Origin of the sequence: Acidovorax sp. YS12 (assembly GCA_021496925.1) — a bacterium.
Taxonomy (GTDB): Bacteria; Pseudomonadota; Gammaproteobacteria; order Burkholderiales; family Burkholderiaceae_C; genus Paenacidovorax.
In genome coordinates this window covers 2390078-2403200 of record CP053915.1, presented here as the reverse complement: position 1 = coordinate 2403200, position 13123 = coordinate 2390078, and the positions used below count along the sequence as shown (strand labels likewise).

At 65.6% G+C, this 13123-nt stretch carries 12 protein-coding genes and 1 pseudogene; 6 read left to right on the top strand and 7 right to left on the bottom strand.

Features of this window, described 5'->3' with window-relative positions; genetic code table 11:
- Window positions 1–2: 2 nt before the first annotated feature.
- Both YS110_11000 and YS110_10995 read right to left on the bottom strand, forming a co-directional pair.
- Window positions 3–1085, bottom strand: coding sequence for a bifunctional nicotinamide-nucleotide adenylyltransferase/Nudix hydroxylase (locus YS110_11000; GenBank protein UJB65239.1), 1083 nt, complete (start codon window positions 1083–1085; stop codon window positions 3–5).
- A 73-nt stretch (window positions 1086–1158) separates the two neighbouring features.
- Window positions 1159–2340, bottom strand: coding sequence for a methionine adenosyltransferase (locus YS110_10995; GenBank protein UJB65238.1), 1182 nt, complete (start codon window positions 2338–2340; stop codon window positions 1159–1161).
- Between the two features lie 133 nt (window positions 2341–2473).
- Here YS110_10995 and YS110_10990 point away from each other — a divergent pair, with 133 nt between their 5' ends.
- Together YS110_10990 and YS110_10985 are read left to right on the top strand one after the other, a co-directional pair.
- Entirely contained in the window at window positions 2474–3310 is an 837-nt protein-coding gene (locus YS110_10990; GenBank protein UJB65237.1) for a lysophospholipid acyltransferase family protein, read from the top strand.
- Entirely contained in the window at window positions 3307–4173 is an 867-nt protein-coding gene (locus YS110_10985; GenBank protein ID UJB65236.1) for a lipid A biosynthesis acyltransferase, read from the top strand. The genes YS110_10990 and YS110_10985 overlap by 4 nt, the downstream gene beginning before the upstream one ends.
- A 40-nt stretch (window positions 4174–4213) precedes the next feature.
- On the opposite strand, the gene YS110_10980 is transcribed toward YS110_10985, so the two are convergent.
- Both YS110_10980 and YS110_10975 read right to left on the bottom strand, forming a co-directional pair.
- Window positions 4214–5122 (bottom strand): alpha/beta fold hydrolase, encoded by a 909-nt coding sequence (locus tag YS110_10980; GenBank protein UJB65235.1) that lies wholly within the window; start codon window positions 5120–5122, stop codon window positions 4214–4216.
- A 128-nt stretch (window positions 5123–5250) separates the two neighbouring features.
- Window positions 5251–5916: pseudogene (locus YS110_10975) on the bottom strand (YihA family ribosome biogenesis GTP-binding protein).
- A 75-nt stretch (window positions 5917–5991) separates the two neighbouring features.
- Between YS110_10975 and YS110_10970 the strand changes: the two are divergent.
- The 3 genes from YS110_10970 to ccsB all read left to right on the top strand — a co-directional run bounded on the left by YS110_10970 (window position 5992) and on the right by ccsB (window position 10239).
- Window positions 5992–6615: a cytochrome c4 gene (locus YS110_10970; GenBank protein UJB65234.1), complete on the top strand. Its 624-nt coding sequence runs from the start codon at window positions 5992–5994 to the stop codon at window positions 6613–6615.
- A gap of 124 nt (window positions 6616–6739) precedes the next feature.
- Window positions 6740–8890, top strand: coding sequence for a cytochrome c biogenesis protein ResB (locus YS110_10965; protein UJB65233.1), 2151 nt, complete (start codon window positions 6740–6742; stop codon window positions 8888–8890).
- Complete coding sequence (gene ccsB, locus YS110_10960; GenBank protein UJB65232.1) at window positions 8887–10239, top strand: c-type cytochrome biogenesis protein CcsB; 1353 nt, start codon at window positions 8887–8889, stop codon at window positions 10237–10239. Before YS110_10965 ends, ccsB begins: the two co-directional genes overlap by 4 nt.
- 126 nt (window positions 10240–10365) lie before the next feature.
- Here the strand turns inward: ccsB and YS110_10955 are convergent, their stop codons facing one another.
- The 3 genes from YS110_10955 to YS110_10945 all read right to left on the bottom strand — a co-directional run bounded on the left by YS110_10955 (window position 10366) and on the right by YS110_10945 (window position 12773).
- The gene (locus YS110_10955; protein ID UJB65231.1) at window positions 10366–11199 is read right to left on the bottom strand and encodes an FprA family A-type flavoprotein; all 834 of its coding nucleotides are present in this window, start codon (window positions 11197–11199) and stop codon (window positions 10366–10368) included.
- A gap of 96 nt (window positions 11200–11295) precedes the next feature.
- Window positions 11296–12573: a diaminopimelate decarboxylase gene (gene lysA / locus YS110_10950; protein ID UJB65230.1), complete on the bottom strand. Its 1278-nt coding sequence runs from the start codon at window positions 12571–12573 to the stop codon at window positions 11296–11298.
- Window positions 12570–12773, bottom strand: coding sequence for a lipoprotein (locus YS110_10945; GenBank protein UJB65229.1), 204 nt, complete (start codon window positions 12771–12773; stop codon window positions 12570–12572). The genes lysA and YS110_10945 overlap by 4 nt, the downstream gene beginning before the upstream one ends.
- A gap of 11 nt (window positions 12774–12784) precedes the next feature.
- On the opposite strand from YS110_10945, the gene cyaY reads away from it, so the two are divergent.
- Window positions 12785–13114 (top strand): iron donor protein CyaY, encoded by a 330-nt coding sequence (cyaY, locus tag YS110_10940; protein UJB65228.1) that lies wholly within the window; start codon window positions 12785–12787, stop codon window positions 13112–13114.
- Window positions 13115–13123 lie beyond the last annotated feature (9 nt).

The following is a 13123-nucleotide window of genomic DNA, read 5'->3' as shown; positions in this document are numbered from 1 at the left end:
ATTCAGTGGTTGGGGTGTTCCGCAGGGGGCTGTGCGGAGTGGGCGATGGTACTGGCGGAGTGTGACGTGAAATGCCGCAGGATGTGGAAATGGTCTTCAAAGAAGCATTCCTCCAGATCCGCCACGTCACGCAGGGAGAGCCATGTGGCCTGGGCCGCATCATCCCCACCCTGCACCGCAGGCCGGGGTAACGCATCGGGCAGCGCGAAGTAATGCGCATGCGTGATGGTGCGCCCGCGCTGGCTGCGGTCCGGGTGGTCGAATACGGCGACCTGTTGCAACGCGGCACGCCAGGTGGCCTCGGGCAGGGCGCAGTGGGTTTCTTCCGCCAGTTCGCGCAGGCACGATTGCCAGAGTGTGTCGCGCGGCTCCAGGAATCCGCCAGGCAGGGCCCACAGCCCTTTGCCCGGGGCGTGGGCGCGGCGGATCAGCAGGACATGGTCCTGGCAGCGCACAACGGCATCCACGGTGACGAAGACTGGCGGGTAGGGCGCGCCCGCCCAGGCGGCGCGGTAGCCGCGCAGCATGTGCCACTCCTCTTGCAGTGCCAGATAGTCTGGCTGGCGGGCGAACTGCGTCAGCAGCGCTTGCGTCGCTGGCGGAATGTCGGTCGCGAAGGGCGCGAGCGCCGCGGCGATGGTCTCGGGCGTGGCACTGAAATAGGCGTCGCGGATCGCGGTGGCGTCGATGCCGCCTTGGCGCTCCATGCGGATCAATGCCCAGCCGGGAAAGGCGTGCAGGTAATCGCTGCTGGCATCCTTGAAGTGGCCCACGAGGCCGATGCGCGCCTGTGGCGCGGTGTGGTGCGCCACGGCCTCACGCACGGCCTGGGCCCAGGCGGGTTCGTCGTAGCAGTCGCGCACGGGCAGCACGGTCAGGCGTGCGGCATCCTGCGCGGGCAGGGCGTTGCGCAGCATCGCCGCGCGCTCTTCCCAGGTGAATGGGTTCTTGGCGGAGCGCGCCTGGTGGGCCGACCCGACGATGGCGATGGCGCGGTGCGCGCGCGCCAGCGCCTCGCGCAGCAGGGCGACATGGCCGGCGTGAACCGGCTGGAAGCGGCCGATGAGGATGGCGGTGTCATACATAGGCGCGCGCCGTTTGCTATTGAAAAAAGAGCTGCTGGCGCTTTCTGGGAGCGCATTGGCAGCCGATTTCTTCTTAAAGTCCTGCGGCTGCGCGCAGTGCGGCGGCCTTGTCCGTCTTTTCCCAGGTGAACTCGGGCTCCTCGCGGCCGAAGTGGCCGTAGGCGGCGGTCTTCTGGTAGATCGGGCGCAGCAGGTCGAGCATCTGGATGATGCCCTTGGGCCGCAGGTCGAAGTGCTCCAGCACCAGCTGGGCGAGCTGTTCGTCGGGGAGCACGCCCGTGCCCTCGGTGTAGACCGTGACGTTCATCGGCCGCGCCACGCCGATGGCGTAGGCCACCTGGATCTGGCACTGGCGCGCCAGGCCTGCGGCCACGATGTTCTTGGCCACGTAGCGCGCAGCGTAGGCGGCGCTGCGGTCCACCTTCGTCGGGTCCTTGCCGCTGAACGCGCCGCCGCCGTGCGGGCAGGCGCCGCCGTAGGTGTCCACGATGATCTTGCGGCCCGTCAGCCCGCAGTCGCCCTGCGGGCCGCCGATGACGAAGCGGCCCGTGGGGTTGATCAGGTACTTGGTGTCCTGCAGCCAGGCCGAAGGCAGCACGGGCTTGATGATCTCCTCGATGATGGCTTCGGTGAAGCTGGCCTTCATCTTGGTGGGCGTTTCGCTCTGGTCGGGGCTGTGCTGGGTGGAGAGCACCACGGTGTCGATGCTGTGGGGCTTGCCATCCACGTAGCGCATCGTGACCTGGCTCTTGGCGTCGGGGCGCAGGAAGGGCAGGCGGCCGTCCTTGCGCAACTGCGCCTGGCGCTCGACCAGGCGGTGCGCGTAGTAGATCGGCGCGGGCATCAGCTCGGGCGTTTCGTCGCAGGCGTAGCCGAACATCAGGCCCTGGTCGCCGGCGCCGGTGTTCAGGTGGTCGTCGCTGGCGTGGTCCACGCCCTGGGCGATGTCGTTGCTCTGCTTGTCGTAGGCCACGAGCACGGCGCAGCCTTTGTAGTCGATGCCGTAGTCGGTGTTGTCGTAGCCGATGCGCTTGATGGTGTCGCGCGCCACCTGGATGTAGTCCACGTGGGCGTTGGTGGTGATCTCGCCGGCCAGCACTACCAGGCCGGTGTTTGTGAGCGTCTCGGCGGCCACGCGCGAGCGCGGGTCTTGTTCAAAGATTGCGTCGAGGATGGCGTCCGAGATCTGGTCTGCGACCTTGTCGGGATGGCCCTCGGAGACGGATTCGGAAGTGAAGAGAAAGTCGTTCGCCATTTGTGAATAAACTCCGGTGTTCTGGCATTTGGGGCGTTGCCCTCGGCCTTTGGAGCTTTGGCGAACGCTTTAGCAGTGTTTTTTACCGTCGCCCTGCAAGTTGCTCAGTTAACTCAGCGACCTTTCCATTCTAATGCCAACGCTGTTGCGCCTCCTCTCCGTACTGCCTTTGTGGCTGCTCCATGGCCTGGGCTGGGCCATGGGGTGGCTGGTCTTCGTGCTCTCGCCCAGCTACCGGCACCGTTTCGTCGAGAACGCGGCCCGGGCGGGCTATGGCTTTGCACAGGTGCGTGCGGCCGTGGGGCACGCGGGGCGCATGGCGGTCGAGCTGCCGCGCCTGTGGCTGGGCGAACTGCCGGCCTGCCGCTTGAAGAACGCCGAATGCGTCGAGCGTGCCTGGGCCGCGGGCAAGGGCATCGTTTTCCTGACGCCGCACATCGGCTGCTTCGAGCTGTCGGTGCAGGCAGCGGCGCAGCGCTGGTCTGCCGCGCATGGCCCGATCACCATCCTGTACCGGCCGGCGCGCCAGCCCTGGCTGGCGCGGGTGATGCGCACGGCGCGCAACCGTCCGGGTGTGCAGGCCGTGCCCACCGAGCTGACGGGGGTGCGCCGGATGATCAAGGCGCTGCGCCGGGGCGAAGCCGTGGGGCTGCTGCCCGACCAGGTGCCGCCGCAGGGGCAGGGCCTGTGGGCCCCTTTTTTTGGCCGCGATGCCTACACCATGACGTTGGCTGCCCGGCTGGCGCAGCAGACCGGCGCCGCGGTGGTGCTGGCGCGTTGCGAGCGCGAACCCTGGGGGCAGGGCTACGTGCTGTATCTGGAGGAGTTGCCGGTGCCCCTGTCTGAATCCCTGGACGCCGCCGTGTTGCAGATCAACCAGGCCATGGAGCAGGTCGTGCGCGCCTGCCCGGCGCAATACCTGTGGGGCTATGCGCGCTACAAGCAGCCGCGCGGCGAGGTCAGCCCATGATGTCGCGTCTGGGTGTCTGGCTCATGCGCCGCATGGCGGTGCTGCCGCTGCCGCTGCTGCGTGGGCTCGGGTGGCTGCTGGGCCGGCTGCTGTACGTGCTGGCCGTGCCGCGCCGCCGCGTCGCCCTGCGCAACCTGGAGCTGTGCTACCCCGAGGCCAGTGCCGCGCAGCGCCGTGCCTGGGCGCGAGAGACCTTCGTGCGCTTTTGCCAGGCCTGGTTCGACCGCAGCTGGCTCTGGTCGGCGCCGCAGGCTGTGGTGAGCGCGCGCGTGCAGTTGCAAGGCGCGCTGCACGAGCTGGAGGGCGATGCGCCCACCATCCTGTTCGCACCGCACTTCTACGGCATGGACGCGGGCGGGCTGGCGCTGCCGCTGCACACCATGCGGCCGTTCACGTCGATCTTCTCCACGCATCCCGATCCGGTGGTGGACGCATGGTTCATGGCCGGGCGCCAGCGCTTTGGCGACGTGCGCATGCTCAACCGCGCCGATGGCGTGAAGCCCATCATCGCCAACCTGCGCAAGGGCGGCTTGCTATACCTGCTGCCGGACATGGACTTCGGCCGCAAGGAGTCCATCTTCGTGCCCTACTTCGGCGTGCCCGCTGCCACGGTGCCCTCGCTGTCGCGCTTCGCGCGCCTGGGCCGGGCCAAGGTGCTGGGCATGTACACGCGCATGACGCCCACGGGCTATGTGGCCGAGATCACGCCGGCCTGGGAAGGCTTTCCGACCGACGACGTGGATGCCGACACCGCGCGCATGAACCGCGAGCTGCAGGCTGTCATCGACACCATGCCGGGCCAGTACTACTGGGTGCACAAGCGCTTCAAGACACGGCCCGAGGGCGAGCCGTCGATTTACTGATGTTTTTGGCCTCTAGCCCTTTGGTGGTAAGCGCTGAAAGCTATTGATTCAGGAGTAAAAAACGGCCCAGTTCCTGCGCGACACGCTCCGGCTGCTCATGCACGATCCAGTGCGATGCCCCTTCCACCTGCCGCAGGTGCAACTGGGGCACCCAGCCGGGTAGTCCATCGAGCAGGCCGGGCAGTAGCGCTGGATCGTCCATGCCCCAGAGCACCAGCGTGGGCACCGACACCGTGAGCATCTCCGGCGGCAGGGCCAGCGCCATGACGCTGTCGTCTCCCGCGCGCGGCGGGCGCAGGGGGCTGGCGCGGTAGTAGTTGCAGGCCCCTGTGAGCCCTTGCGCCCACAGGCTGCGGTACTGCGCGCGGACGGCGCCGGTCAGCCAGGCGGGGGGCTGGCCTGCGCGGGTGTCGAAGAAGCCGAACAGGCGCTGGTGATCGTTGGCGGACAGCAAGGCCTCGGCATCCGGGCGGCACAGGAAGTGCATGTACTGGCTCGCGGCCTGCTGTGCCGGGCTGTGCTGCAGCTCGCGCAGGAACGCGCCGGGGTGGGGCGAGTTGATGATGGCCAGGCGTTCCATGCGCTGGGGCTGCTGGCTCGCCAGGTTCCAGGCCACGGCGCCGCCCCAGTCGTGGGCCACCAGCGCGGCCAGCGGCGCGTTCGGGCTCTCCAGTGCGATCAGCGCGGCGAGGTCGCGCACCAGGTGCTTGGCGCGGTAGGCCTCGGCCTCGGCGGGCGCGCTGGAGCGTCCGAAGCCGCGCAGGAAGGGGGCCACGCAGCGGTAGCCGCCGTGTTCGGGGCGGGCGAAGTGGGCCAGGAGTTCGTCCCAGATGAAGGCCCCTTCGGGAAACCCGTGCAGGAACAGCAGGACGGGGCGGCCAGGCGCACCGCTGGCGTGGCAGTGCAGGGTGATGCCGTGCGGCAGCGTGTGGACGATGGATTCGATCATGGCGCTATGCTTTCAGGAGCTGGTAGCGCACATGGGGTGTGCGCTCAGGTGGTTTTCGATGGCGAATCGGGTTCAGTGTCGGCTGCGGTATCCGGCGGCATGCCGCCGGCCTGCGTGGCCGTGGTGGCCGGGTGCGACCACTGCCACAGCAGCTCAGCCACCTCGTCCACGCCTTGCCGTTTCAGCGCGGAGAACATCTTCACCTCGCCGCCGCCTGCTTGCAGTCGCGCGATCGACAGTGCTTTGGCCTGCTCCGCGCGGGTGAGCTTGTCGGCCTTGGTCAGGAGCACGAGGAACTTCAGGCCCTCTTCCACGCGCGGGCGCACGACTTCGAGCAAGGCTTCGTCGAGCTCGGTCATTCCCAGGCGCGGGTCACACAGCAGCACGATGCCGGTCAGGCCCTTGCGGCTTACGAGGTAGTTGGCCATGACCTGTTGCCAGCGCTGCTTGTCGCTGCGCGACACGGCAGCGTAGCCATAGCCTGGCAGGTCGGCCAGCACCGCGTCCATCTGGCCCTGCTTGCCCAGGGCGAACAGGTTGATGTGCTGCGTGCGCCCCGGCTTCTTCGAGGCGAAGGCCAGTTGGCGCTGCTGGGTCAGGGTGTTGATGCAGGTGGACTTGCCCGCGTTGGAGCGGCCCACGAAGGCGATTTCGGGCACCTCGACGGCAGGCAATTGGTGCAACTGGGCGGCCGTGGTGAAGAAACGGGCCGTGTGCATCCAGTTCACGGCCAATTTGGCTTGCGAAGTGGGCGTAATCGAAGCCGCTTTAGATGCAGCGCAAAGCTTGGTCATGGAAGATGGAGGTGCTGTAATCCCTCATTGTAGAATCGCGCAGATTTTTGCTGACATAACCAGACGTCCCTCGATATGAAGTTGCTCGCCTCCCTGCTGACGGCTGCCGTGCTGGTAGCTCCCGCTTTCCCGGTCTTTGCGGCAGATCCCGCACCCGCCAAGCCTGACTTGGTCAAGGGCGAGGCCAGCTACTCCGCAGTCTGTGCCGCCTGCCACGGCGCGGACGGCAATTCGTCGGTCGTGACCCAGCCGAGCTTGGCGCAGCAGCATCCTGAATACCTGGTCAAGCAGCTGCAGGAATTCAAGTCCGGCAAGCGCGCCGATCCCATCATGGCTGGCATGGCCGCCATCCTGTCCGACGAGGACATGAAGAACGTCAGCTACTGGCTCGCGTCCCAGAAGGCCAAGCCGGGTGCCGCCAAGGACAAGGAGCTCGTCTCCCTGGGTGAGCGCATTTACCGCGGCGGCCTGCAAGACCGCCACATCGCTGCCTGCGCAGGCTGCCACAGCCCCAATGGCGCTGGCATTCCGGCGCAGTACCCGCGCCTGTCAGGCCAGCACGCTGACTACACGGTGACGCAGCTGGTCGCTTTCCGCGACGGCAAGCGCGCCAACAGCGCCCAGATGGCGGGTGTGGCAGCCAAGATGAGCGACCGTGAAATCAAGGCCGTGGCCGATTACATTGCTGGTTTGCGTTAATTGATATAAATCAACGTTTCGGGCGCTGCAGTCATCGGCCCCGGAACCTTTCGCCCACGCACAACCCCAAAAAGGGCGGGCCCATCGCAAAAGATGGCCCCGCCTTTTTATTTTGGCCTCCGCCATGACCGACTCCACCCACGGCCTACGCATCCAATCCCGTTCGCAGGCGCTGCGCGCTGCCGTGGAGCTGCTGTCTTCGATGCGTTTTGCCATCGCGCTCTTGACGGTGATCTGCATTGCCTCGGTCATCGGCACGGTGTTCAAGCAGCAGGAACCGGTCAACAACTATGTGAACCAGTTCGGCCCCTTCTGGGCAGAGCTGTTTCTGGCGCTCAAGCTCAACGCTGTCTACAGCGCTTGGTGGTTCCTGCTGATCCTGGCCTTCCTGGTCGTCAGCACGTCCCTGTGCATCGCACGCCACACGCCCAAATACCTGGCCGATCTGCGCAACTACAAGGAAAACATCCGGGTGCAGAACCTGCAGGCCTTTCACCACAAGGCCCAGGCGGACCTTGAGGGCGAAACTGCCGAAGTGGCAGCACGCCGCATCGGCGGCATGCTGGTGGGGGGCGGCTGGAAGGTGCGCCTGCAGCAGCGCCAGACGCCGCAGGGCGAGGGCTGGATGGTGGCCGCCAAGACGGGGGGCGCACACAAGATCGGCTACATCGCTGCACACAGTGCCATTGTGTTGATCTGTCTGGGGGGGCTGCTCGATGGCGACCTCATCGTGCGCGCGCAGATGTGGCTGGGCGGCAAGACGCCCTACGCGGGCGGCGGGCTGATTTCCGAGGTCAAGCCTGAGCACATCCTGTCCGAGCGTAATCCCACTTTCCGCGGCAACCTGCTGGTTGCCGAAGGCACGCAGTCGAGCACGGCCATCCTGGCGCAGTCCGACGGGGTGCTGCTGCAGGAGCTGCCCTTCGCCGTGGAGCTGAAGAAGTTCATCGTTGAGCACTATTCCACCGGCATGCCCAAGCTCTTCGCCAGCGAGGTGGTGATCCACGACAAGGCGACGGGCGCGCAGGTGCCCGCGCGCATCGAGGTCAACCATCCTTTCGGCTACAAAGGCATCGAGATTTACCAGTCCAGCTTCGACGATGGCGGCTCGCTGGTGAAGCTGCGCGCCGTACCCATGGCGGCGGGCGTGCAGCCTTTCTACGTGCAGGGCACGATTGGCGGGCAGACGCGTCTGACCAGCGACGAGGCCGGCCAGGCGCTGACGCTGGAGTTCACCGCGCTGCGCACCATTAACGTGGAGAACTTCGGCGATGACGGCACCAGCTCCGGTGCCGATGCGCGTAAGGTTGACTTGCGCTCGTCCATCGACGCGCGCCTGGGCGCGGGCAACAAGACCGTAAGCAAGAAGGAGCTGCGCAACGTCGGGCCCAGCATCAGCTACAAGCTGCGCGACGCGGCGGGGCAGGCGCGCGAATTCCACAACTACATGCTGCCCGTGGACATGGGGGACGGTGGGTCTGTCTTCCTGCTGGGCGTGCGCGAGACCCCGGCCGAGCCCTTCCGCTACCTGCGCGTTCCTGTTGATGACCAGGGCAGCATGCAGGGCTTCGTGCAGTTGCGCGCCGCGCTGAACGATCCCGCCCTGCGTGAGCGGGCCGTGCGCAACTACGTCGGGCGTGCAGTCGATGGCACGCGCAAGGAGCTGGCCGAGCAGCTCACCCTTTCGGCGCAGCGTGCCCTGGCTCTGTACGCCGGCGGGCGCGGCGAGGACGGCAAGTGGCGCGGCGGCTTCCCGGCGATCTCCGATTTCATGGAGGCCAACGTGCCTGAGGGCGAGCGCGAGCGTGCTGGCGAGGTGCTGGTGCGCATCCTCAACGGTGTGCTGTACGAGTTGGCGCAGCTTGCCCGCGAGCGCGCAGGCTTGGCGCCCATGGAGCCTGGTGCGCAAACCCAGACCTTCATGACGCAGGCGGTGTTTGCGCTCAGCGATGCGCAGATCTACCCCGCACCCATGGCATTTGAGCTGCAGGACTTCAAGCAGGTGCAGGCCAGTGTGTTCCAGGTGGCACGTGCCCCTGGCAAGAACGTGGTGTACCTGGGGTGTGCCTTGCTCATCCTGGGCGTCTTTGCCATGCTCTACGTGCGCGACCGGCGCATCTGGGTGTGGCTGGCACCGCAAGGCGGCCGTACCCACGCCACCATGGCCCTGTCGTCGAACCGCAAGACGTTCGACGGCAACCGGGAATTCGCCCAGCTCAGCCAGAAACTCATCGGCACCCCGCCATCGTCTTCACCGCCAGGAGCCTCCGCATGAACACCGCGACCACCACCACGCTGACCCTGAACGAAGGCTATTTCGCGCGCCGCAACGGGTTCGACTGGCTGTTCGCCGTACTCGTCGTCGCGGGTGGGCTGTGGGCGCTGCAGCGCTACGGTGCGTACATGGACGTGTACGAGAAGGGCATTCTGCTCGGCTCCATTCCCTGTGCCATCTGGCTGGGATGGTTCTGGCGCCCGCTGTCGGTGCTCATGCTGGGAGTGGCCGCGCTGTCGCTGCTGGCTGTGGGCCTGTACCAGCAGGACGGTGCGGGCAGCCTGGCGCGCGCCGACACCGTGTTCGGGCTCAAGTACTTCCTGTCGAGCCAGTCCGCCATTCTCTGGATGAGCATGTTGTTCTTCATGAGTACGCTGTTCTATTGGATCGGCATGTTCACGCGTGGCGGCCAGGGGCAGGGCAGTGGCGAGGTGATGGCGCTGATTGGCTCGCGCCTGGCCTGGGTGGGCGTGACGTTGGCGCTCATTGGCACCATGGTGCGCTGGTACGAGAGCTATCTGGTCGGCCCGGACGTGGGCCACATCCCGGTGAGCAACCTCTACGAGGTGTTCATCATGTTCTGCTGGATGACGGCGCTGTTCTACCTGTACTACGAGCAGCACTACGCCACGCGTGCGCTGGGCGCCTTCGTCATGCTGGTGGTCAGCGCGGCGGTGGGCTTCCTGCTGTGGTACACGGTGGTGCGCGAGGCGCACGAGATCCAACCGCTGGTGCCTGCGCTCAAGAGCTGGTGGATGAAGCTGCACGTACCGGCCAACTTCATCGGCTATGGCACCTTTGCGCTCGCGGCCATGGTGGCGTTTGCCTACCTCATCAAACAGCAGGCTGGCGAGACGCGCTGGTACAAGCTCGCGCCGCTGTGGTTGCTGGGCGTAGTGCTGTGCTTTGAGCCGATCGTGTTCCGCCAGGGTGCGGCCGATGGCGGCAGCAGCTACTGGATGGTGTACTTCGGCATCTCGGCGTTGATCGTGGGCGGCATCCTGCTGGCGCGCAAGCGCATTGCGGCGCAACTGCCGGATTTTGAGATTCTTGACGACCTGATGTACAAGTCGATCGCCGTCGGGTTCGCTTTCTTCACGATCGCCACCGTGCTGGGGGCGCTCTGGGCGGCCGAAGCTTGGGGCGGCTACTGGAGCTGGGACCCGAAGGAAACCTGGGCGCTGATCGTCTGGCTGAATTACGCCGCTTGGCTGCACATGCGCTTGGTCAAGGGGCTGCGTGGCACAGTGTCGGCATGGTGGGCGCTCACGGGGCTGGTGGTGACGACGTTCGCCTTCCTTGGCGTGAACATGTTCCTCTCGGGCCTGCACAGCTACGGCACCCTGTGAGGCATGTGCTTCGGCAATAAAAAGGCCCTGCAGTGCAGGGCCTTTTTATTATTCTTTTGATAGTTGCTAGCGCTTGCTGGATAAGGGCTAGAGGCGTATTTGATTAAATTTCTTGGGCTGCCTGGATCAGGCCGCCTGGGCCGGGCGCAGCGGCGCGCGCATCTGGCGCGTTACCGGGTCGATGTGGCCCGTGGGGACTTGGTAAGCCCGCTCGTCGAACAGATCAATGCCGCATGGCAGGTTTTCCAGCCAGTCGAAGAAGGCGTTGATGGCGGGCTTGCCCAGGATCGGCGCGCCGTGCTGTGGCACGAGCATGGCAATGTCGAGCTGCCGCGCCATGCGCACCCACAGCCGCAGAATCTTGTTGGAGACCATGTAGCGGCGGTGGAAGCCTTCCATGCGCGGGATATGTGCCGCCAGGTCCGTCACGGGCACGCGCGCTTCGGCGCCGGTGGTGAGCGACACGCCCAGGTCGCCGGTGAAGAGGATGCGGCTGACCGGGTCATAGAAATGGAAATTGCCTTCCGAGTGCATGAAGTGCGCGGGCAACAGTACCAGTTCATGGCGCCCCAGGGGCAGGTGACCGCCGCTGTCGGGCACGCCGATCACGCGGTTCTCGGTCTTGCCGGCTTTGGTGAAGTGGGGGGCAAAGCGTTCCCAGATGCGCGAGATCACCAGGGTGGCGTTGGTGCTGGTCAGCCAGCGGTCGAGCGAGGCAATGATGTCGGGGTCCGCGTGCGAGGCGATCACGTACGAGAGCTTCTGTGGCGAAAAGTAGCGCCCCATGCCCATGAACAACTCGTTGAATGCCAGGTTGCCGCCCGGATCAATGACGGCGCCGGTGTCGCCATCGACGATAAGAAACTGGTTGGCCTGAATCGCCTGCCCGTCCTCTTCAATGAGGTCGGTGAACATCAGGCAGGCGTGGTTGCTGTCGCGGTAAAGCTCAATCGGGGCCATGGTGCGGGAGGAAGCGCAAGAATGGCCCTAATGTATGACAAGCATCAAAAGTTGATTTGATGCGAGTCAATCGAAGCCCGGGTTTTCACCTATTTGTCACGAAGGCAGTATCTCGTTTTTGAAGGTGTCGGCCACACTTTCGCGTGGGCGGATGAGTACCGCCTGGCTGCCGTCAACGAGAATCTCTGCCGCGCGGCCCCGGGTGTTGTAGGTGCTGGCCATGGAGGCGCAGTAGGCGCCCGCGGACAGCACGGCCAGCAGATCGCCGCTGTGCACGGCGAGCGCGCGGTCGCGCCCGAGCCAGTCGCCACTTTCGCAGACGGGGCCGACGACGTCGTAGGTGGTGGTGGCGCCAGAGCGTGCATGCAGAGGAACGATGCCATGGAACGCCTCGTACATGGCGGGGCGCGGCAGGTCGTTCATGGCGGCATCCACGATGCAGAAGTTCTTTTGTTCGCCCGGCTTGAGGTACAGCACTTCGGTCAGGCAAACGCCGGCATTGCCCACCAGGGAACGGCCGGGCTCGATCATCAACTGGCGGTCGCCATAGCCGCGTGCGTCGAGCTTGGCCAGCAGCTGTTGCCAGAGCGCATCGGCGGCCGGCGGAGTTTCGTCGTTGTAGGTAATGCCCAAGCCACCACCAAAGTCAATGTGGTGGATGGCGATACCTGCTGCCTCGATACCCTGCACCAGATCCAACACGCGGTCCACGGCGTCGAGGTAGGGGCTGACCTCGGTGATTTGCGATCCGATGTGGCAGTCGATGCCCACGACACGCAGGCCTGGCAGCGCAGCAGCACGCTGGTAGGTAGCCAGTGTGCGCTCATGGGCCACGCCGAACTTGTTGCCTTTGAGGCCGGTGGAGATGTAAGGGTGGGTCTTGGCATCGACGTTGGGATTGACGCGGATGCTCACGGGGGCCTGCGCGCCCATGTCCAGCGCCACCTCGTTGAGTACTTCCAGCTCAGCTTCGCTCTCAACGTTGAAGCAGCCGATGCCTGCGGCAAGCGCTTGGCGCATTTCGGCGCGTGTCTTGCCGACGCCAGAGAAGATCACCTTGCTGGCATCACCGCCTGCGGCCAGAACGCGCGCCAGCTCTCCGCCTGAGACGATGTCGAAGCCGCAGCCCGCGCGCGCAAAGAGCTGCAGTACGGCCAGGGAGGAGTTGGCCTTCATGGCATAGCAAATCTGCACCTTGCGGCCGGCGAAGCCGCGCTGATAGGCCGCCAGCGCATCGAGCATGGCGGCCTTTGAGTACACGTACAGCGGGGTGCCATGGGCTTGTGCCAGGTCGGCGAGGCGAACCTGCTCGCAAAACAAGTCTGTGCCACGGTAGGCCATATGGGGATGGCCAGGCAGGAGGGGAGCGTTCATGGGGTATCGGCAGAGGGAGGGGAGCCTTTGGAGGCGGGGGCGCTGGCAGGCGTGAGTGATTGCGGGAGGCTGGCGCGCTCGTTCGCGGCGGGGTCTGTGGGCAGGTACAGCGGGCCGCGCTGCCCGCAGCCTGCGAGGAGGGCCGCCGCACTGGCAGCAAGGGCAAGCGCCCTGACTAAAATTTGGGTGGCTCTCAACATATATAAATTGTATGACCGACCTTGAATTCATGGACCGTGCCGAGCGACTGCTGCTGGCGGTGGAGCAGACATGCGACCGCCTCAACGAAGAAACCGACGCGGACCTGGATGCGCAGCGCTCGGGCGGCTTGGTCACCCTGACTTTCGCCAGCCGCAGCCAGATCGTGATCAATTTGCAAAAGCCGTTGCACGAGGTTTGGATGGCGGCACGTTCGGGCGGCTTTCACTACCGTTTCGATGGCCAGTGCTGGATGGATACCAAAGGGGCCGGCGAATTCTTTGCGCACCTGAGCCAATGCGCGAGCGAGCAAGCGGGACAGGCACTGGTTTTTACCGCCTGATCGTTCCCG